The organism is Rhizobium sp. CCGE531 (genome assembly GCF_003627795.1).
Lineage (GTDB): Bacteria > Pseudomonadota > Alphaproteobacteria > Rhizobiales > Rhizobiaceae > Rhizobium.
Map to the genome: position 1 here is coordinate 1392290 of NZ_CP032684.1, position 18936 is coordinate 1411225.

General features: G+C 60.5%; 18 protein-coding genes. 10 read left to right on the top strand and 8 right to left on the bottom strand.

Annotation, left to right across the window (positions count from 1 at the left end; translation table 11 throughout):
- Positions 1-340: 340 nt before the first annotated feature.
- Positions 341-2131, top strand: a complete 1791-nt coding sequence (aspS, locus tag CCGE531_RS06850; protein WP_120663515.1) for an aspartate--tRNA ligase — start codon at positions 341-343, stop codon at positions 2129-2131.
- A 74-nt stretch (positions 2132-2205) separates the two neighbouring features.
- On the opposite strand, the gene CCGE531_RS06855 is transcribed toward aspS, so the two are convergent.
- Positions 2206-3375: a serine hydrolase domain-containing protein gene (locus CCGE531_RS06855; protein WP_120663516.1), complete on the bottom strand. Its 1170-nt coding sequence runs from the start codon at positions 3373-3375 to the stop codon at positions 2206-2208.
- A gap of 66 nt (positions 3376-3441) precedes the next feature.
- On the opposite strand from CCGE531_RS06855, the gene CCGE531_RS06860 reads away from it, so the two are divergent.
- On the top strand, positions 3442-4098 hold the full coding sequence (locus tag CCGE531_RS06860) for a TetR/AcrR family transcriptional regulator (RefSeq protein ID WP_205586474.1): 657 nt from the start codon (positions 3442-3444) through the stop codon (positions 4096-4098).
- Positions 4099-4168: 70 nt separating this feature from the next.
- Here the strand turns inward: CCGE531_RS06860 and CCGE531_RS06865 are convergent, their stop codons facing one another.
- Positions 4169-5356: a hypothetical protein gene (locus CCGE531_RS06865; protein ID WP_120663517.1), complete on the bottom strand. Its 1188-nt coding sequence runs from the start codon at positions 5354-5356 to the stop codon at positions 4169-4171.
- A gap of 233 nt (positions 5357-5589) precedes the next feature.
- Here CCGE531_RS06865 and parC point away from each other — a divergent pair, with 233 nt between their 5' ends.
- Positions 5590-7848, top strand: coding sequence for a DNA topoisomerase IV subunit A (gene parC, locus CCGE531_RS06870; RefSeq protein WP_120663518.1), 2259 nt, complete (start codon positions 5590-5592; stop codon positions 7846-7848).
- A gap of 147 nt (positions 7849-7995) precedes the next feature.
- Here parC and CCGE531_RS06875 read toward each other — a convergent pair whose 3' ends face one another.
- The 6 genes from CCGE531_RS06875 to hemB form a co-directional block, all read right to left on the bottom strand.
- The gene (locus CCGE531_RS06875; protein WP_120663519.1) at positions 7996-8385 is read right to left on the bottom strand and encodes a type II toxin-antitoxin system death-on-curing family toxin; all 390 of its coding nucleotides are present in this window, start codon (positions 8383-8385) and stop codon (positions 7996-7998) included.
- On the bottom strand, positions 8385-8606 hold the full coding sequence (locus tag CCGE531_RS06880) for an AbrB/MazE/SpoVT family DNA-binding domain-containing protein (RefSeq protein ID WP_120663520.1): 222 nt from the start codon (positions 8604-8606) through the stop codon (positions 8385-8387). The genes CCGE531_RS06875 and CCGE531_RS06880 overlap by 1 nt, the downstream gene beginning before the upstream one ends.
- A gap of 50 nt (positions 8607-8656) precedes the next feature.
- The gene (locus CCGE531_RS06885) at positions 8657-9553 is read right to left on the bottom strand and encodes a DMT family transporter (protein WP_120663521.1); all 897 of its coding nucleotides are present in this window, start codon (positions 9551-9553) and stop codon (positions 8657-8659) included.
- A complete protein-coding gene (locus CCGE531_RS06890; protein ID WP_120663522.1) occupies positions 9554-10330 on the bottom strand; it encodes an arginyltransferase in 777 nt (258 codons plus the stop codon). It abuts the gene before it with no gap.
- A 182-nt stretch (positions 10331-10512) separates the two neighbouring features.
- The gene (locus tag CCGE531_RS06895) at positions 10513-10971 is read right to left on the bottom strand and encodes an RDD family protein (protein WP_120663523.1); all 459 of its coding nucleotides are present in this window, start codon (positions 10969-10971) and stop codon (positions 10513-10515) included.
- 180 nt (positions 10972-11151) lie between these two features.
- The gene (gene hemB / locus CCGE531_RS06900; RefSeq protein ID WP_120663524.1) at positions 11152-12165 is read right to left on the bottom strand and encodes a porphobilinogen synthase; all 1014 of its coding nucleotides are present in this window, start codon (positions 12163-12165) and stop codon (positions 11152-11154) included.
- Between the two features lie 143 nt (positions 12166-12308).
- Here hemB and CCGE531_RS06905 point away from each other — a divergent pair, with 143 nt between their 5' ends.
- The 7 genes from CCGE531_RS06905 to CCGE531_RS06935 all read left to right on the top strand — a co-directional run bounded on the left by CCGE531_RS06905 (position 12309) and on the right by CCGE531_RS06935 (position 18914).
- Entirely contained in the window at positions 12309-12749 is a 441-nt protein-coding gene (locus CCGE531_RS06905) for a DUF6163 family protein (protein ID WP_120663525.1), read from the top strand.
- A 130-nt stretch (positions 12750-12879) separates the two neighbouring features.
- The gene (locus tag CCGE531_RS06910; protein WP_120666578.1) at positions 12880-13395 is read left to right on the top strand and encodes a MarR family winged helix-turn-helix transcriptional regulator; all 516 of its coding nucleotides are present in this window, start codon (positions 12880-12882) and stop codon (positions 13393-13395) included.
- A gap of 512 nt (positions 13396-13907) precedes the next feature.
- Positions 13908-15221, top strand: a complete 1314-nt coding sequence (locus CCGE531_RS06915; protein WP_120663526.1) for a L,D-transpeptidase family protein — start codon at positions 13908-13910, stop codon at positions 15219-15221.
- A gap of 176 nt (positions 15222-15397) precedes the next feature.
- On the top strand, positions 15398-16696 hold the full coding sequence (glyA, locus tag CCGE531_RS06920) for a serine hydroxymethyltransferase (protein WP_120663527.1): 1299 nt from the start codon (positions 15398-15400) through the stop codon (positions 16694-16696).
- Between the two features lie 9 nt (positions 16697-16705).
- Positions 16706-17182: a transcriptional regulator NrdR gene (gene nrdR, locus CCGE531_RS06925; RefSeq protein ID WP_120663528.1), complete on the top strand. Its 477-nt coding sequence runs from the start codon at positions 16706-16708 to the stop codon at positions 17180-17182.
- A 2-nt stretch (positions 17183-17184) separates the two neighbouring features.
- The gene (ribD, locus tag CCGE531_RS06930; RefSeq protein ID WP_120663529.1) at positions 17185-18294 is read left to right on the top strand and encodes a bifunctional diaminohydroxyphosphoribosylaminopyrimidine deaminase/5-amino-6-(5-phosphoribosylamino)uracil reductase RibD; all 1110 of its coding nucleotides are present in this window, start codon (positions 17185-17187) and stop codon (positions 18292-18294) included.
- Positions 18294-18914, top strand: coding sequence for a riboflavin synthase (locus CCGE531_RS06935; protein WP_120663530.1), 621 nt, complete (start codon positions 18294-18296; stop codon positions 18912-18914). Before ribD ends, CCGE531_RS06935 begins: the two co-directional genes overlap by 1 nt.
- Positions 18915-18936 lie beyond the last annotated feature (22 nt).

The window sequence follows — 18936 nt, forward strand, 5'->3', positions numbered from 1 at the left end:
AATTGCGAAACAGAGTTTTCACGGTATTCTGAAGCTTGGCGCAATTTCTAAGCCATTGAAATTGCAAGAGCGGGGGTCCGCTTCTTGTTCAATCTAGTTCAAGAGCTCTGTGCGTCCCTGCCTACCCCCTCTCTTGCAAAAACTAAGACTTAGAGGAGGGACGAGCCCTCATCTAAGTCTTAGTTTTTGCTTTCTCGCCCGCCTGGGGCGAGATAGAAGCGGTGTTCGAGCCTTGACAAATCGGGCGCACCATGCGCTTTTCCGCCCGATTTTCTCGTCGGCGGGCGAGGGGCCTGCGTGTCCTTTCGCCGCCGCCCGCCAAGTCCAGGATATATATAATATGCATCGCTATCGCAGCCACACATGCGCCGCCCTGCGCAAGTCCGACGTCGGTTCGACCGTCCGCATCTCCGGCTGGGTTCATCGCGTCCGAGATCATGGCGGAGTGCTGTTCATCGATCTGCGCGATCACTATGGCATCACCCAGGTCGTTGCCGACCCGGATTCTCCGGCCTTCAAGCTCGCCGAAACCGTGCGCGGCGAATGGGTCATCCGCATCGACGGCCTGGTGAAGGCGCGTACCGAAGACACGATCAACAAGAACATGCCGACCGGCGAGATCGAGCTCTACGCTCAGGAGATCGAAGTGCTCTCCGCCGCCAAGGAATTGCCGCTGCCTGTTTTCGGCGAGCCCGACTATCCCGAAGACGTTCGCCTGAAGTATCGTTTCCTCGACCTTCGCCGCGAAACGCTGCACCGGAACATCGTCAAGCGCACGCAGGTCATCTCCTCCATGCGTCGCCACATGGGCGAAGTCGGGTTCACCGAATACACGACCCCGATCCTGACGGCATCGTCGCCGGAAGGCGCGCGCGACTTCCTGGTGCCAAGCCGCATTCATCCCGGCACTTTCTATGCCTTGCCGCAGGCGCCGCAGCAGTACAAGCAGCTGCTGATGGTTGCCGGCTTCGACCGCTATTTCCAGATCGCGCCCTGCTTCCGCGACGAAGACCCGCGCGCCGACCGGCTGCCGGGCGAATTCTACCAGCTCGACCTTGAAATGAGCTTCGTGACGCAGGAAGACGTCTGGAACACGATGGCCCCGCTGATGACCCAGGTCTTCGAGGAGTTCGCCGAGGGCAAGCCGGTCACCAAGGAATGGCCACGCATCCCCTATGACGTCGCCATCCGCAAGTATGGCTCCGACAAGCCGGACTTGCGCAACCCGATCGTCATGGAAGCGGTAACCGAGCATTTTGCCGGCTCGGGCTTCAAGGTCTTCGCCAACATGATTGCCTCGAACCCGAAGGTTCAGGTCTGGGCGATCCCGGCCAAGACCGGCGGCTCCAGAGCTTTCTGCGACCGCATGAACGCCTGGGCGCAGAGCCAGGGCCAGCCGGGCCTCGGCTACATCTTCTGGCGCAAGGAAGGCGAGAAGCTCGAAGGCGCCGGCCCGCTTGCCAAGAACATCGGCGAGGAGCGTACGGATGCGATCCGCACCCAGCTCGGCCTCGGCGACGGCGATGCCTGCTTCTTCGTTGCGGGCGATCCGGACAAGTTCTACAAGTTTGCCGGCGAGGCCCGCACCAGGGCCGGCGAGGAGCTGAACCTGGTCGACCGCGATCGTTTCGAGCTTTGCTGGATCGTCGACTTCCCGTTCTTCGAATGGAGCGAGGAAGAAAAGAAGGTCGACTTCGCGCACAACCCGTTCTCGATGCCGCAGGGCGGCCTTGAGGCGCTGCAGAGCCAGGATCCGCTAACGATCAAGGCCTTCCAGTACGACGCCGTCTGCAACGGCTTCGAAATCGCTTCGGGCTCGATCCGTAACCAGTCGCCGGAGACCATGGTCGCCGCCTTCGAAAAGGTCGGCCTCAGCCAGACCGACGTCGAAGAGCGTTTCGGCGGCCTCTACCGCGCCTTCCAGTACGGCGCGCCTCCGCATGGCGGCGCTGCCTTCGGTATCGACCGCATCATCATGCTGCTGGTCGGCGCCAAGAACTTGCGCGAGATCTCGTTGTTCCCGATGAACCAGCAGGCGCAGGATCTACTGATGGGCGCTCCCTCGACCGCAACGCCGACGCAGCTGCGCGAACTGGCCATCCGCCCGGTACCGCCGGTCAAGAAGGACTGAGGTCTTTACAAGCTTGATGAAATGCAAAACCCGGCGATCGAAATCGCCGGGTTTTTGTTTGGCATGTGCTTTGGCTAGAGAGCGGCGTAAATCGCGTCGCGAAGGTCGATGGTGAATTGGCCCCACATGCCTTCGAGCGCCGTGTTGGTCAGCGCCACCACAGTTAGCTTTTTCTCTGGATCGACGAACCAGCTGTGGCCGTAAACGCCGCCCCATTTGATCGTGCCTGCGGAGAAGGGAACCTGCGCCACGACAGGATCGAGGACGACGGACCAGCCATAGCCGAAGCCGAAGCCGGCCTGCTGCGCGTTCATATGGCCGCCCGCCTGATCGGTCATCATCGTCTTCACGGTCTCGGCAGAAAGCAGCGGCGAGCCGCCCTTGCGCACGGTTTCGAGGATCGCAAGGATGTCACTGGCCGTTCCGGCCATGCCCGCGCCGCCGGACTGGTAGGAACTTGGATCGAATATCCTGTCCGGCGCAAAGCGGATCGTGCCATCGAGGATCGGGGCCAGCGCCTCGTCCCCCATCCGCTGCGGTTCCGATGCGCCATTGATATAGGCGGCAGCCAGGCGGCTGCGGTCACGGACGGAGAAGGCAGTATCGGAAAGACCGAGCGGCTTCATGACAAGCTCTGCAACCGCATCGCCGAGAACGCCGCCGGTTTCCTTTTCGAGGACGCCGCCGAGCACGTCCATTGCGAGCGAGTATTCCCAGCCTTCGCCGGGTGCGAAACGCAAGGGAGCGCTCCCAAGGCGACGCAGGTTTTCCGCAAGCGGCAGGCCGGGTTGGTCGAGCCCGTCCGACACGCCGGCGCGGGTATAGGGGTCATTCTCGTCGCCGGAGAACGCGTAGCCCAAGCCGGATGTATGGGATAGCAGATGCCGGATGCGGATCACCGCCTCGCCGCCATCAAGCAGACGCGGCCTGAAATCCGGCAGCCATTTGGTGATCGGATCGTCGAGCCCGATGCGGCCCCGTTCGATGAGCCGCATGGCGGCAATTGTGACGATCGGCTTGGTGATGGAGGCAAGGCGGAAGATGGCATCCTCCCGCATAGCCACACTGTTTTCCCGATCCGCCAGCCCGGCGGCACGGCGATAGACCAGCTCTCCGTGCCGGGCGATGAGGACCACCGCTCCGACCAGCCTCTTGTCCGACAAGGCGGAATCAATCGCGATGTCGACGCCTTCAGCAAGGCTGCCGGCGTCCGGGTACGTGGAATTTTTCAAGGGAAGACTCATGGGGCAAAACCTTCTATAATCACAACGACCATTCCTGAGTAAACCAGATCGGAAGATATTTCTAGAGTGACCATTGTGAAAAATAAGAAAGAGACGGAAAATCCTTCGCCGCGCAAACGCGGGCGCCCGCCTGCCTTCGATCGCGAAACGGTTCTCGCCGCGGCGCGCGACACATTCTGGAGACATGGCTACGACGGTTCCTCCATCGCCGATTTGACGGCGACGATGGGGATCACGCCGCAGAGCCTCTATGCCGCCTTCGGTTCGAAGGCGGAGCTTTATCGGGAGACGCTCGAACAGTATCGCCGCATGCCGCGGCCGGAGCCCGGCAATCCGTTTCAGGACAAGATGGATACGGCGGCGGCCTTCGAGCGCTTTCTGACGAATTCCGCCAAGATCTTCACTGCCCCGGAACACCCGAAGGGCTGCATGATATCGACGGCGGTGCTGAATTGCGCCGAAGAAAACGAACCGATCGCCCATCACGTCGCATCGATGCGCTTGCAGACGCTGGATATCTTCACCGCTAGGATCGAACGTGGCATCGCGGAAGGCGACATGCGGTCGGACGCTGACGCTCGCTCGCTTGCGCGCTTTCTTGGAGCGATCGTGCAGGGCATGTCCGTCCAGGCGCGCGACGGTGCGACCACGGACGAATTGCTTGCCCTGATGTTCCACGGTCTCAGCGAACTGAAGAAGTATCAGCTGAGGCAAGAAACCTAACTCGCCGCAAAGAAAAACCCGGCGACCGAGATCGCCGGGTTTCTGAATAGCATCGGGAACGAACGACGGCTTAGTCGTTCGAGGAGACCTTGAGGCCGATGACCTGCGGGATCGTCTGCGGCGCGCCCATGGCGGCGCCGATGATCATCGGCACCGGCACCGGCTTGCCGGGGGCGGCGGTGACGGTCAGGCTCTTCGGATTGTCGAGATAGGCATTGACTGCCGATGAAACGGCGTTCTGCAGTTCCGGAATGTTGAGCTGCGCCATCATGATCGGCGTCATCGCCTTCAGCGTGTCGGCCAGCTGCTTGCCCGTGACGCCCTGCTGCTTGCCGGCGAAATCGAGCGCGCGCGTGGTGATCGAGGCATCGTCGAAGCGGATCGCGGCACTGTTGAAGGTCAGCTGCTGAAGAAGGCCCAGCATGGCGAGGCCAGCCGACTGTTGCGCTTCCTGCTGGTTCGGATTGGAGCGAACCGTCTTGAGCGCTTCCTGCAGCGACTTCGCGAAAGCGGGCGTGTAGCCGGAAATGCTGAAGGCGAGGTTCAGCTTGCCGATATCCTTGAAGTCGAAGGAATATTCGGAGATATTGATCGTGCCGGGACCGATCTCCCAGCTGCCCTTCATGGCGATCGTGCCATCGATCTGTTGCAGCTTGAGCGCTTCGATCGCTTCCTTTGACTTCTGGTCGTCGACCTTGCTGAGATCGGCTTTGACGCCGTTGATCTTTGCGTCGAAGTCGAGGCCCGACTTGTCGCCGCGCTTGTTCATCGTTGCATCGGCGCCCTCGATCGAGAACACTTCGGTGCCGTCTTTGGTGACGGAGAGGGCGCCGGCATGGGCGCTCTTGTAATAGAGGAGCGAGGCGAGGTCGCCCTTGGTTGCGTCAGCCGGAACTTCGACGCCGTTCAGCTTGAGGTCGCTGGCCGAAAAAGCCGCGCCATCCTTGTTGAAATCGACATCCGCGAAGTCGATTTCCTCGATCGTGTAACCGCCGTTGTTTTCCTCGACGCCGTCCAGGGTGATTTCGCCGAGCGGGATGCTGTCTTCCATGCCGGTCGCCTTGAAGCTTGCGTCCTTCAGCGTCACGGTGTCGCCGTCGATATCGATACCCCCAGCGGCAATCGAAGCGCCCTGCTGGCCGTAGATGTCGTTGATCTTCTTCAGCAGGTCGTTGCCGTCAAGGGCGAAGGCCGAGCTGGCGAAGGACAGGATGGCAGCGCTGCAGAGCATCAGCCGCGTGGTCCGATAGAAAGTCATTATGGCGTTTCCTCGTTGAGCCGGTAGTATATTGGCGGGGGCGTACAGATTGAGCGTGTACTGCGCTGACTTATATTGATCTTTCTCCGAAAATCCAATGACAATGAGCGTTGAAAGCAGGTGCAGCAAAAATGTATCGGTGGCCATCTCGCAGGATGGCCGAAATGCCTTCATCCACAGGTGCTTTCCGCTGATTTCTTGCCGGGAATCGCCATCTCCGATAGTCAAGGGCCATGGGACAAAATCTTACACCGCCGTCCGGTGACGGCGACGACAACATCGTTCCGGTCGACCTGAAGGCCGCGCTCGAAGAGCGCTATCTGGCCTATGCTCTGTCGACCATTACGCAACGCGCGCTTCCCGACGTTCGCGACGGGTTGAAGCCGGTGCATCGCCGCATCGTCTATGCGATGAGCGAGATGGGGCTTCGCCCCAATGCCGCCTTCCGCAAATGCGCCAAGATCGTCGGCGAGGTGATGGGTAACTATCACCCGCATGGTGACCAGTCGATCTATGACGCGCTGGCGCGCCTGGCGCAGGATTTCTCGCAGCGCTACACGCTGGTCAACGGCCAGGGCAATTTCGGCAATATCGACGGCGATAGCCCGGCCGCGATGCGCTACACCGAGTCCAAGATGACGGCGGTTTCCGAACTGCTGCTCGAAGGGATCGATCAGGATGCGGTCGATTTTCGCGATACCTACGACGAGTCGAATTCCGAGCCGATTGTTCTGCCGGGCGCCTTTCCAAATCTGCTCGCCAACGGTTCCTCCGGCATTGCTGTCGGCATGGCGACCTCCATTCCGTCACACAACGCCCATGAGCTCTGCGACGCCGCGCTGCATCTGATCAAGGATCGCGATGCCACCGTCGAGAAGCTCGTGGAACTCTATATTCCCGGCCCGGATTTTCCGACGGGTGGCATCATCATCGACGATCGCCAGAGCATCATCGAAAGCTACAAGACCGGCCGCGGCGGCTTCCGCGTTCGCTCCAAATGGGAGATCGAGGATCTCGGCCGTGGCGGCTACCAGATCGTCATTACCGAAATCCCGTTCCAGGTGCAGAAGTCGCGGCTGATCGAAAAGATCGCCGAACTGCTTATCGCGCGCAAACTGCCGCTGCTCGAGGACATCCGCGATGAATCCGCGGAGGATATCCGCGTCGTCCTGATCCCGAAGAGCCGTACCGTCGACGCGACGATCCTGATGGAATCGATGTTCAAGCTGACGGAGCTGGAGAGCCGCTTCCCGCTGAACATGAACGTTCTGTCCATGGGCCGCATTCCCAAGGTCATGGCGCTGAACGAAGTGCTGAAGGAATGGCTGGATCATCGCCGCGAAGTGCTGCTGCGCCGCTCGCGCTTCCGGCTCGCCGCCATCGAAAAACGGCTGGAGATCCTCGGCGGCTTCCTGATCGCCTACCTCAACATCGACGAGGTCATCGCCATCATCCGCGAGGAGGACGAGCCGAAGCCCGTGATGATGGAGCGGTTCGGCCTCACGGACAATCAGGTCGAGGCGATCCTCAACATGCGGCTGCGGTCCTTGCGCAAGCTGGAAGAGTTCGAGATCCGCAAGGAATTCGACGGCCTGACCAAGGAGAAGGCCGATATCGAGGCATTGCTCGCCTCGGAAGAAAAGCAGTGGCAGACGGTTTCCTGGGAAATCGGCGAGGTGAAGAAGAAATTCGCCAAGGCGACCGAGATCGGCCGCCGCCGCACGCAATTTGCCGAAGCGCCGGAAGCCGACGATGCCGCCATTCAGCAGGCGATGATCGAGAAGGAGCCGATCACCGTCGTCGTCTCTGAAAAAGGCTGGATCCGCGCCCTGAAGGGCCATATTTCCGATACCTCGTCGCTGACCTTCAAGGAGGGCGATGGTCTGAAGGTTGCCTTCCCGGCGCAGACGACGGACAAGATCCTCATCATCACGACCGGCGGCAAGGCCTATACGCTCGGCGGCGACAAGCTGCCAGGCGGCCGTGGCCATGGCGAGCCGCTGCGCATCATGATCGACATGGAGAACGACCAGGACGTGCTGACCGCCTTCGTCCACGATCCTCAGCGGAAGCAGTTGATCGCGTCGACGGCGGGCAACGGCTTCATCGTGCCCGAGGCGGAGCTGGTCGCCAATACCCGCAAGGGCAAGCAGATCATGAACGTCTCCTATCCCGATGAGACGAAGCTTCTCGTGCCGATTTCCGGCGATCATGTCGCCGTGGTCGGCGAGAACCGCAAGATGGTCATCTTCCCGCTTTCGCAGGTGCCGGAAATGTCGCGCGGCAAGGGCGTGCGCCTGCAGCGCTACAAGGATGGCGGCATTGCCGACATCCGGTGCTTCGTGATTGCCGACGGCCTGACATGGGAAGACAGCGCCGGCCGTACCTTCACCAGGACCAAGGACGAACTGGCGGAATGGCTGGGCGATCGCGCCGGCGCCGGCAGAGCCGTGCCAAAGGGCTTCCCGAGAAGCGGCAGGTTTTCGGGGTAAGGCTTGGTTGAGCTGAGCTAAAGGCAATCGGCCGTCGCGGTCGATTGCAGCGACGAACGCCCTGAGCCCTGGCGAAGGGCCGGGTGGTATGGCGTCTCGACTGCGAAAGCCTGAAGCTTGACGAGGGCCGATCGACGCCTGAAGGCTTCAATCAGTGTGGGGGACGCAGACGTCTCGCAGAAAACGTGTAGCTCCCTCTTCATCGATTTCTCCGGTGGCCACCGCTATGACGAAGCTGTAAAGATTGGCGTCCGTCGTTTGAATACGGTAGCCGTTTTCCATAAGAAAGACTGCGGTCGCCACGATGGCGATGCGTTTGTTGCCATCTATGAAGGCGTGGTTTTTCACCAGCCCAAATAGATAAGCGGCCGCTAGTTCGATGATGTCATCACCGCCGTATTGAGCTTTGTTAATCGGGCGTGCCAAGGCGGATTCGAGGGAGCCCTCGTCTCGTAGACCATAGGAACCGCCGAACCTTTTGATCTGCATCTTGTGCAATTGCTCAATGAGCGGCCTAGTCAGGAAGATAAAGGGCATTACTCCGCCAGCTTCTTGAGCGCCACTTTGTATTGATCCATGAAGCGCTGCGCATGCTCCATCTGGCGTGCAAAATCCGCGTCAGCCGGCTGCATCAGCAATCCACCATCTTTCAAACTGACTTCCAAGCTGTCACCGGCTCCAAGACCAAGCTGATCAAGGATTTCCTTCGGAATAATCACGCCTTCGGAATTGCCGATCTTGCGGATGGTGACGTTCATATCTCAGCTCCAATGTAATAACCTAGTTATAACATTGGAGGAGCGTTGCTTCAAGGCGCGAGGGCTTGCGCGATGATTGCTGCTCTCGCCTTCACCCGCGCCTGCCAGAGCGAGTGAGCGGCAAGCGCCAGGATCAATATGCCGCCGCCGGCAAGCGTCATGTTGGTGGGCGCCTCGAAGAAGATCAGCCAGACCCATATGGGCGCGAGAATCGTTTCCAGCAGATAGAACATCGCTACTTCCGGTGCCGAGAGAAAGCGCGGGCCGGTGGCAAGGCACCAGAAAGAAAGCGGCATCAGCACCGCGCCGTCGAAAAGGATCCAGCCGGGATGTTCGATGGAAAAGCCCGAGGGCGCTATGTGGTAGAGCCCGACGGCGGCCGGGATGACGGCGGCCAGCAAGGAAGCGAAGCCCATATCCCGACCCGAGGCACGGCTGATGGTGATGGCGCAGGCGATGGAAAACGATGCGAGTACGGAGAGCGCATCGCCCAAGAGATGGCCACCTTCCATGCCGTCGCCAACGATCAGGCCGACCCCGAGGATCATGACGCCCATGGTGATGAAGGTCGAAAGGGCAGGGCGCTCCTTGAGGAAAATCCAGGAGAGAAGCGCGGTGAACATCGGGTTGAGCGCGATGATGAAGACGACGTTTGCCGCCGTCGTGTAATAGACGGCAAGGAGAAAGGCGATGGTCGTCAACCCGTAGAAGAAGCCGACGGGAAGTCCGAGCCAACCGGGCAGCACGCTTCGCAGCGAACCCGTAACACGGCGGACGACGAAAAGTGCGGCGAGCGCCACGACGATGGTCGCAAGGCTGCGTGCCGACAACACCGACCAGACCTCACCGCTGGAAAGCCGGATCAGCGGTATGTCCATCGATAGGGCGAGCCCGCCGAGCGTGGTCAGCAACAGGCCCTTTTGATGATCCGAAAGACGGGAGGACATTCAGCGGAAAGTGTCATTGTCGCCGTCGGCGGGATCGAAACGCTCCCAGCCGCGCGGCGTGAGATGTTCCTGCGGCTGAAAGCGCGTCTTATAGTCCATCTTGCGCGAGCCCTTGACCCAATAGCCGAGATAGATATGCGGCAAGCCGAGCGCCTTCGTCCGCTTGATATGATCGAGGATCATGAAGGTGCCAAGCGATCGCGCGTCGAAATCGGGATTGAAGTAGGAGTAGACCATCGACAGCCCGTCGCTCATGACGTCGGTCAAAGCCGCCGCCAGCAACTCGCCTTTCGGGCGCTGTTCCAGCCCAGCCCCTTCCTCGCGGCGGCGATATTCGATGATGCGGGTATTCACATGCGTGTCCTCGACCATGATCGCATAGTCGAGCACGGTCATGTCGGACATGCCGCCGTGCTGGTGGCGATAGTCGAGATAGCGGCGGAAGAGCGAATATTGCTCGCTTGAAGGCTGCGCGGGAAATTCGGTGGCGATAACGTCGCTATTGGCGGCCAGAATGCGCCGCATCGAGCGGCTGGGCTCAAATTCTTGGGCGAGGATGCGTACGGACACGCAGGCGCGGCATGCTTCGCAGGCGGGCCGATAGGCGATGTTCTGCGAGCGCCGGAAGCCGCCTTGGGTCAGGATATCGTTCATCTCGGCTGCGCGGGGGCCGACGAGATGGGTGAAGACTTTGCGCTCCATCTCGTTCGGCAGGTACGGGCAGGCAGCCGGTGCCGTCAGATAAAACTGCGGAGAAGGCGTCGACTGCGTGTTCATCTGCCGTTGATTGCCCTTTCTTTCGGCACCTGTTTTCTACAAGCATGGCCCAAGTTTGGAAAACGTCAACTACGTCCTTCGCTAAAGATCGAAGTTTCCTAATTCATGATGCATTCGGGTGCCGCCTCGCGGATCGTTTGCCCCGCGAGGGGTGGTCTATTTGATATCGCGATGTGCGTGTTTCAGGCGGTGCGGGCGATGACCGTGCCAAGCAGCAGGTCGTGCACCAGTCGGCTGCGCTCGGTAAAAAGGCCCACCAGCAGGATCAGCGGCGTCAGCACCGAGTTCAGAATCCAGAATAGCGCCAGGTGGACGATCGCCGTCAGGAAATCCATCCGCCGGCCATCGACGCGGACCATGGTGAGGCCCATGGCGCGCATGCCGAGCGAAGCCTGGTAGGGGCCGCCGAGCGTCCAGCCGAAATACGATCCGGCAACGATGATGAAGAGCGCGGGATAGAGGATGAAACCAAGTCCCAGCGTCAGGATCGAAACGAAAAACAGCACGACGGCGGCTGGAATGCAGAGCAGCGCGACGATGATGTAATCGACGATGAATGCGAAGATGCGCCGGCTCAGCACGCCACTATAGGCGCGCCAATCGTCCGGTGCTGCATAGAGCGGGCTGGGGTTCAGGCTCATCGTTTTTGCTCCTTCGCGCTAGCCCCTTCAATCCTTCGGATCTTCGAGGGGCCAATGCCAGTTAAAGATCCCTCTGCGACTTTTATGCGACCGACAGGTCACGCAAGGCCGCGGCAAGGGAAACATTGGCCGAACATATGGTATCAGGTCCGGCAAATACAATAAGCGAATGGCGCGGCGCTATTTTCGTGCGAGATGTCTTGCCACGTCCATTGCGAAATAGGTGAGGATGCCATCGCAGCCGGCGCGCTTGAAGGCGAGCAGGGTTTCGAGCATCACCCTGTCGCCGTCGATCCAGCCATTGGCGGCGGCCGCCTTGATCATCGCGTATTCGCCGGAGACCTGATAGGCAAAGGTCGGAAGCCCGAAAGCCTCCTTCAGCCGCCAGCAGATGTCGAGATAGGGCAGGCCGGGCTTGACCATCAGCATGTCGGCGCCTTCCTCGACGTCGAGCATGGCGTCGCGCACGGCTTCCGTGCCGTTGGCCGGGTCGATGTAATAGGTCTTCTTGTCGCCCTTCAGCAGGCCACCGGTCGAAATCGCCTCGCGATAGGGGCCGTAGAAGGCCGAGCTGAATTTCGTCGCATAGCTCATGATGCCGACATTCTGGTGGCCGGCGGCGTCGAGCGCCTGGCGGATCGCGCCGATGCGCCCGTCCATCATTTCCGACGGCGCGATAATATCGGCACCCGCATCCGCCTGGTAGACGGCAGCCAGCGCTACCTGCTCGACAGTCTCGTCGTTGACGATTTCATTGCCGCGCAGGATGCCGTCATGGCCGTGGCTGGTGAAGGGATCGAGGGCGACGTCGGTGATGACGCCGATATCAGGCACGGCCTTCTTGATCGCGGCAGTGGCAAGATTGATGAGATTGTTCTTCTTGAGGCTGTTGGAGCCGGTCTCGTCGCGCAGCTCCATTTCGATGTTCGGAAAGGTGGCGAGTGCGGGAATACCGAGATCGGCTGCTTCCTTCGCCGCTTCCACGGCCTTGTCCACCGTCATGCGGTTGACGCCGGGCATGGCGGGGATCGGCTCCAGGATGCCGGTGCCGGGGATCAGGAAGATCGGCCAGATCAGATCGTCGACCGTCAGCCGGTTTTCCTGCACGAGGCGGCGCGTCCAATCGGCCTTGCGGTTGCGTCGCATGCGGCGATGTCCGGTGATCTCGTCGACGAGATGCGTCTTGTTCTCCATGATGCCGCCATCCTTCTTCGTCTATTTATGGCACTCTATATAGGCCGCGTACCTATCACGCTGTCCCCAGGATTCAAAACCAGGCGAAAAGCCGCAGCCATTATATTCTGGCGGGGCAGAAGCCTCCTACGTATTGTTCGCGCATGGAACCTGATTCTTCGACCGTACCCAAGAATACGCTGACGGACATCCTGTTCGTGCTGTTCATGCGGCTGATCGCGATCGCCTGCTTTTGGCTCGGCTTGCAATATTGGGCGATGCTGGTCGGCTATTCGCTGGAAGGCCATGCCCGCTTCGATCTGCTGACGCTGCCATGGAAGGTCGCGGGCGCCGGTCTTGCCGTCGTCTTTCCAGTTGCCGCGCTCGGATTGTGGCTGACTGTCTCTTGGGGGCCAGTCATGTGGGTGTTGGCGGCAGGCGGGCAGGGGTTGATGTATGGGGTCTGGCCGGAGATATTCGGCTCCAATCCGCTGATCATGATTTTGCATGCCTGCGTCGCCGTAATCTATTGCCTCTTCCGCGTCCTGCTGTGGCAGGAAAAGCGCCGGCGTCGTCGGCAGCAGGTAATGGTTGATTTACCTTGAGACACCAAGACTTCATGGTAAGGTGCTGTTAAGCCTGCAGTTTAAGTAGAATTTTATGTGTATTCGATAGGGTCTCACTCAAGGCGGGAAGAAAACGACACCGCCAAACAAACAGTGAGGCCAAGTCATGATGAACACGAAAATCAAGCCGCAGGCAGTTGCAAATGCTCGGGATCAGCAGGTTGATGATATCCGGGGTCTCTACATGGAATCGCTCCACCTGGTCGAGCGTCTGCACCGCCGCCTGCTCGACGTCATCAAGGACGAGTTCGACCGTCAGGGTCGCGACGACGTCAACGCCGTCCAGGCACTCCTCCTTTTCAACATCGGCAATTCCGAGCTGACGGCCGGCGAGCTGCGCTCCCGCGGTTTCTACCTCGGCTCCAACGTTTCCTACAACGTCAAGAAGCTGGTCGACCTCGGCTTCATCAACCACCAGCGCTCGCGCATCGACCGTCGCTCGGTCCGCATCAGCCTGACGGAAACGGGCCAGGACATCGCCGAAACCGTCGCAAAGCTCTATGACCGCCACGTCGGCTCGATCGACAAGGTCGGCGGCATCGGCACCGACGAATTCACCCAGATGAACAAGCTCCTGCAGCGCCTCGACCGCTTCTGGAACGACAGCATCGCTTACCGCATGTAAATAACGGTGCGGCTCGATCATAAAGCCTTCCAGTAAAAGCAAGCTGGACACGTTTCCCTGCGTGTCCGGCTTGAATGCGTTGCAGCGTTTGCAATTGTGCGTTTTTTGCCACGTCCGCTCTCCACCTTCCGTCGCATGTAACCCGCAAGACGCGTGCGCCATTGACCGGGGGTTAATACACGCTATGAACCACACGCAGCTGTGGTATTTTAGCAAATGCAATAAGGCTTCTATTTCGCTCTCGCACGGCAAGGCAAGTTCCATGCCGGGTGACACGAATTGGCCATATTGCTATGACAGCGGAAACGAACGGCAAGCGGCGTTCTCGAAATTCGACCTTCCGGCCTCAAGATCCTGGCTTCGCGATATTGTGATAGTTCGGGGCTAAGTTTTTGGTGGTGCTTTAAGGGAACGGATTGATACTGAGCTGCGTTACCTGGCGCAAACCGCGCTATTTACTGCTTCCTCTCTAAGCTGCCGATGATTGGATCGCAGCGCTGAACGGTTGGGATATGTCGAAGAAAAACGGAATTGAACCCTTTTCGCGCCGCTCTTTCCTGCGGTCGGCTGCAACTCTTGGGGCTGCCGCATTGGCCGCTCCGGCCCTTGCGCAGAACGCGACTCCTCTGGAGGCGCTGATCAACGACCGTTCTCGCGGCAATTGGGATGATCAGTTCGACGCAAAGGCGGCGGCGCGCACAGCAGCCGCTGTCCAGTCGAACACGCCAATCCTCGGGCCTGATTCCGTGCCGAATATCCAGCAGGCGATTGCCCAGTACCAGAGCATCGTTGCGAATGGCGGCTGGCCGCAAGTTAACCCGACCAGCCAGCAGCCTCTACAGATCGGCGTTACCGATCCCGCCGTGCCGTCCTTGCGCCAGCACCTGATGGTCAGCGGTGACTTGCCGCGTGAGGCGGGCACGTCCTCGTCCTTCGATTCCTACGTGGATGGCGCCGTCAAGCGTTTCCAGGCGCGCCACGGCCTGCCGCCGGATGGCGTTATCGGCGAGTTCACGCTGAAGGCGATGAACATTTCCGCCAATGTCCGCCTGCAGCAGCTCAACACCAACCTCGTTCGCCTGCAGACGTTCCCGTCCGATCTCGGCCGTCGTCACCTCATGGTCAATATCCCGGCGACCCGTGTCGAAGCCGTAGAGGATGGCCAGGTGGCGTTGCGCCACGAAGCTATCGTCGGTCGGGAAACGCGACCGACGCATATCATCAATTCGAAGATCTACGAGGTCATCCTCAACCCCTACTGGACGGCACCGCGCTCCATCATCATTAAGGACATCATGCCGCTCATGCGGAAGGATCCGACCTATTTGACGAGGAGCAATATCCGCCTTCTGGACGGCAAGGGTCAGGAAGTTTCGCCCGAGACCATCGACTGGAATTCGGACAAGGCGCCGGATCTGATGTTCCGCCAGGACCCCGGCAAGACGAACGCCATGGCGTCCACGAAAATCAACTTTCATAACCCCAACAACGAATATATGCACGACACGCCTGAGCAGGGCCTGTTCAACAAGCTGATGCGTTTCGACAGCTCGGGCTGCGTGCGCGTTCAGAACGTGCGCGACCTGGCGACCTGGCTGCTGACCGAAACTCCTGGCTGGCCGCGTCAGCATATCGAGCAGGTCATCTCCACCCGCGTCAACACGCCGATCACATTGGCGACAGAAGTGCCGGTTTATTTCGTCTACATCTCCGCCTGGAGCGCTCGCGACGGCATCGTCCAGTTCCGCGACGACATCTATAATCTCGACGGCAATTCCCAGTTGGCGCTCGACACGACCCAGGGCATGGAGCAGCCGGTTCAGTAACCGGCGGTCTTCGAACAGGATCCATATGGAAGCCGCGTCCTCGATGCGGCTTTTTCCTTTGCCGGTGCCGCTCTGCGTAGAATGCCCAGCAAATGTCGCTGGTCGTATTGCTCTCCGGCGACCCTGACGCTAATACCGTCTGCATTGCCGTTCCGGCCCGTTCAGGAGCTTTCACGATGACCAATGCGTCCACCGAACCCTTCTTCAATCGCTCGCTTGCCGATACCGATCCGGAAATCTTTGGTGCGATCGGCAAGGAACTGGGTCGTCAGCGGCACGAGATCGAGCTGATCGCCTCGGAAAACATCGTCTCGCGCGCCGTCCTGGAAGCGCAGGGCTCGATCATGACGAACAAATATGCCGAAGGCTATCCGGGCAAGCGCTATTATGGCGGCTGCCAGTTCGTCGACATCGCCGAAGAACTCGCCATCGAGCGCGCCAAGAAGCTGTTCGGTGTCAATTTTGCCAACGTCCAGCCTAACTCCGGTTCGCAGATGAACCAGGCCGTCTTCCTCGCGCTGCTGCAGCCGGGCGACACCTTCATGGGTCTCGACCTCAATTCGGGTGGCCACCTGACGCATGGTTCGCCGGTCAACATGTCCGGCAAGTGGTTCAACGTCGTGTCCTACGGCGTGCGCGAAGGCGACAACCTGCTCGACATGGATGAAGTGCAGCGCAAGGCCGAGGAAACCAAGCCGAAGCTGATCATCGCCGGCGGCACGGCCTATTCCCGCATCTGGGACTGGAAGCGCTTCCGCGAGATCGCCGATAGCGTCGGCGCCTATCTGATGGTCGACATGGCCCACATTGCCGGTCTCGTTGCCGGCGGCCAGCATCCGTCGCCGTTCCCGCATTGCCATGTCGCCACCACGACCACGCACAAGTCGCTTCGTGGTCCGCGCGGCGGCATGATCCTCACCAATGACGAGGATCTGGCCAAGAAATTCAATTCGGCCGTCTTCCCCGGCCTGCAGGGTGGCCCGCTGATGCACGTCATCGCCGCCAAGGCCGTTGCCCTCGGCGAAGCGCTGCAGCCTGATTTCCAGGATTATGCCGCGCAGATCGTCAAGAACGCCAAGGCGCTCGCCGAAACGCTGATCTCGGGCGGCGTCGACGTCGTCTCCGGCGGCACGGACAACCATCTGATGCTGGTCGACCTGCGCAAAAAGAACGCCACCGGCAAGCGCGCGGAAGCAGCGCTCGGCCGTGCTTACGTCACCTGCAACAAGAACGGCATTCCGTTCGACCCCGAAAAGCCCTTCGTCACGTCAGGTGTTCGCCTCGGCACGCCGGCCGGCACGACGCGCGGCTTCAAGGAAGCCGAATTCCGCGAAATCGGCAATCTCATCATCGAAGTGCTCGATGGCCTGAAGGTTGCCAATTCCGACGAAGGCAACGCTGCCGTCGAAGCCGCCGTGCGCGAGAAAGTGGTCAAGCTCACCGACCGTTTCCCGATGTACGGCTATATGGGCTAAGGAGAGCGCATGCGCTGCCCTTACTGCGGCTCAGAAGATACCCAGGTCAAGGATTCGCGCCCGGCGGAGGACAACACGTCCATCCGCCGTCGGCGCATTTGTCCGGATTGCGGCGGCCGCTTCACCACCTTCGAGCGCGTGCAGCTCCGCGAGCTGATGGTCATCAAGAAGACCGGCCGCAAGGTGCTTTTCGACCGCGACAAGCTGGTGCGCTCCTTCGAGATCGCGCTGCGCAAGCGCCCGGTCGATCGGGACCGGATTGAGCGCGCCGTTTCCGGCATCGTCCGTCGCCTTGAAAGCTCCGGCGAGACGGAGATCAGCTCCGAGCAGATCGGTCTCCAGGTGCTTGAGGCGCTGAAGAGCCTCGATGACGTCGCCTTCGTGCGCTATGCCTCCGTCTATCGTGATTTTTCGCATGCGGAAGATTTCGAGCACGTGATCGAAGAGATCAACGCGAAGATCGCCCGCGATCCGCTGGATCCCTGACCATGGCGCCGCGGCCCGAAGACGAGCGTTTCATGGCCACAGCTATCCGTCTGTCGCGCCGGCATCTTGGACTGACCTCCACCAACCCGTCCGTCGGCTGCCTCGTCGTCAAGGATGGCGTCATTCTCGGCAGCGGCGTAACCGCGCTTGGCGGGCGGCCGCACGCCGAGCCTCAGGCTCTGGCCGAGGCAGGTGAGGCGGCGCGAGGCGCCACCGCTTATGTGACGCTCGAGCCCTGTTCCCACTATGGCAAGACGCCGCCCTGCGCCGAGGCGCTGATCGCCTATGGCGTGGCGCGCGTGGTCATCAGCGTCACCGACCCCGATCAGCGCGTTTCCGGGCGCGGCATCAACATGCTGCACGACGCCGGCATCGAGGTCGATACCGGCATTCTGGAGACGGAGGGCAGGCGGGCTCTTGCGGGCTATCTCATGCGCCAGACGAGAAACCGGCCCTATGTGACTCTCAAGCTTGCCATTTCCGCCGATGGCATGATCGGCAAGACGGGCGAGGGGCAGGTGCGCATCACCGGCGACGTCTCGCGGGCGCAGGTGCAGATGTTGCGGGCCGAAAGCGACGCCATTCTCGTCGGTATAGGCACGGCAATTGCCGACGATCCGGAGTTGACCTGCCGGCTCCCCGGCCTGGAAGACCGCTCGCCCTTGCGCATCGTCATCGATGAAGATCTTCAGTTGCCGCTCGGCAGCAAGCTGGTAAGAACGGCGCGGCAATATCCGGTCATTGCCGTTGCTGGCCATCAGCCACCTTTCGACGAGAACACCGACAGCGCCTTCTTGGGCCGCCGCGCAGCCCTCGATGCCGCCGGTGTCGAGGTATTGCAGTCCAATTTGGGCGAACCGGGAGAGTTGCTGGAAGCCCTGGGCACGCGCGGGATTTCGTCCCTGCTGGTCGAGGGTGGCGCCAAAACGGCGCGGCGCTTCCTCGCGGCCGACCTGGTCGACCGCATCCTGCTCTTTCAGGGGCCGGCCGATATCGGCGAAGGCGGTATTGAATCGCCCGTCCTCAAATCCAATATCCCAGCAAGTTTCATGCATATCGGCGAAAGCCGCTTCGGCGATGATCGCTGCGACGAATTTGAAAGAGGTCTTTGATGTTTACCGGAATTGTCACCGACGTCGGCACGGTCGAATCCATTGCTCCCTTGAAGGAAGGCATCAAGCTGCGTGTTGCCACCAATTACGATCCTGCGACGATCGACATGGGCGCCTCGATTTCACATGCCGGCGTTTGCCTGACGGTCACCGGACTGCCGGAAGAGGGCAGCAACGGACGCTGGTTCGAGGTCGAGGCCTGGGAAGAGGCGCTGCGCCTGACGACCATCGGCGCCTGGGAAACCGGAGCCAAGATCAATCTGGAACGTTCCCTCAAGATTGGTGACGAGCTCGGCGGCCACATCGTTTCCGGCCATATCGATGGCAAGGCGGAAATCCTCTCGGTCACTGCCGAGGGCGATGCGACCCGCTTCCGCCTGCGCGCGCCGGAACATCTCGCCAGGTTCGTCGCGCCGAAGGGTTCGGTCGCGCTCGACGGCACCTCGCTGACGGTCAATGCTGTCGAGGGTACGGAATTCGACGTGCTTTTGATCCGCCATTCGCTTGAGGTGACGACCTGGGGTGAGCGCAAGGCCGGCGATTTCGTCAATTTCGAGGTCGACACCATGGCGCGCTACGCCGCCCGGCTGGCGGAATTCCCGGTCGTCCGCGAAGCCTGAGTTCAACGCGCTGGCTATATGG

Excerpts from the sequence above, each read along its gene's own strand:
- CCGE531_RS06880 (WP_120663520.1), bottom strand. The coding sequence starts at position 8,606 with ATGAACGTCACCATCCGCAAGATCGGCAATTCCGAAGGCGTGATTATT.
- CCGE531_RS06905 (WP_120663525.1), top strand. The coding sequence starts at position 12,309 with ATGGAACCTGATTCTTCGACCGTACCCAAGAATACGCTGACGGACATC.
- CCGE531_RS06890 (WP_120663522.1), bottom strand. The coding sequence starts at position 10,330 with ATGAACACGCAGTCGACGCCTTCTCCGCAGTTTTATCTGACGGCACCG.
- CCGE531_RS06935 (WP_120663530.1), top strand. The coding sequence starts at position 18,294 with ATGTTTACCGGAATTGTCACCGACGTCGGCACGGTCGAATCCATTGCT.
- CCGE531_RS06885 (WP_120663521.1), bottom strand. The coding sequence starts at position 9,553 with ATGTCCTCCCGTCTTTCGGATCATCAAAAGGGCCTGTTGCTGACCACG.
- CCGE531_RS06910 (WP_120666578.1), top strand. The coding sequence starts at position 12,880 with ATGAACACGAAAATCAAGCCGCAGGCAGTTGCAAATGCTCGGGATCAG.
- ribD (WP_120663529.1), top strand. The coding sequence starts at position 17,185 with ATGGCGCCGCGGCCCGAAGACGAGCGTTTCATGGCCACAGCTATCCGT.
- CCGE531_RS06855 (WP_120663516.1), bottom strand. The coding sequence starts at position 3,375 with ATGAGTCTTCCCTTGAAAAATTCCACGTACCCGGACGCCGGCAGCCTT.
- parC (WP_120663518.1), top strand. The coding sequence starts at position 5,590 with ATGGGACAAAATCTTACACCGCCGTCCGGTGACGGCGACGACAACATC.
- CCGE531_RS06865 (WP_120663517.1), bottom strand. The coding sequence starts at position 5,356 with ATGACTTTCTATCGGACCACGCGGCTGATGCTCTGCAGCGCTGCCATC.
- CCGE531_RS06875 (WP_120663519.1), bottom strand. The coding sequence starts at position 8,385 with ATGCCCTTTATCTTCCTGACTAGGCCGCTCATTGAGCAATTGCACAAG.
- hemB (WP_120663524.1), bottom strand. The coding sequence starts at position 12,165 with ATGGAGAACAAGACGCATCTCGTCGACGAGATCACCGGACATCGCCGC.
- CCGE531_RS06895 (WP_120663523.1), bottom strand. The coding sequence starts at position 10,971 with ATGAGCCTGAACCCCAGCCCGCTCTATGCAGCACCGGACGATTGGCGC.
- CCGE531_RS06915 (WP_120663526.1), top strand. The coding sequence starts at position 13,908 with ATGTCGAAGAAAAACGGAATTGAACCCTTTTCGCGCCGCTCTTTCCTG.
- nrdR (WP_120663528.1), top strand. The coding sequence starts at position 16,706 with ATGCGCTGCCCTTACTGCGGCTCAGAAGATACCCAGGTCAAGGATTCG.
- aspS (WP_120663515.1), top strand. The coding sequence starts at position 341 with ATGCATCGCTATCGCAGCCACACATGCGCCGCCCTGCGCAAGTCCGAC.
- glyA (WP_120663527.1), top strand. The coding sequence starts at position 15,398 with ATGACCAATGCGTCCACCGAACCCTTCTTCAATCGCTCGCTTGCCGAT.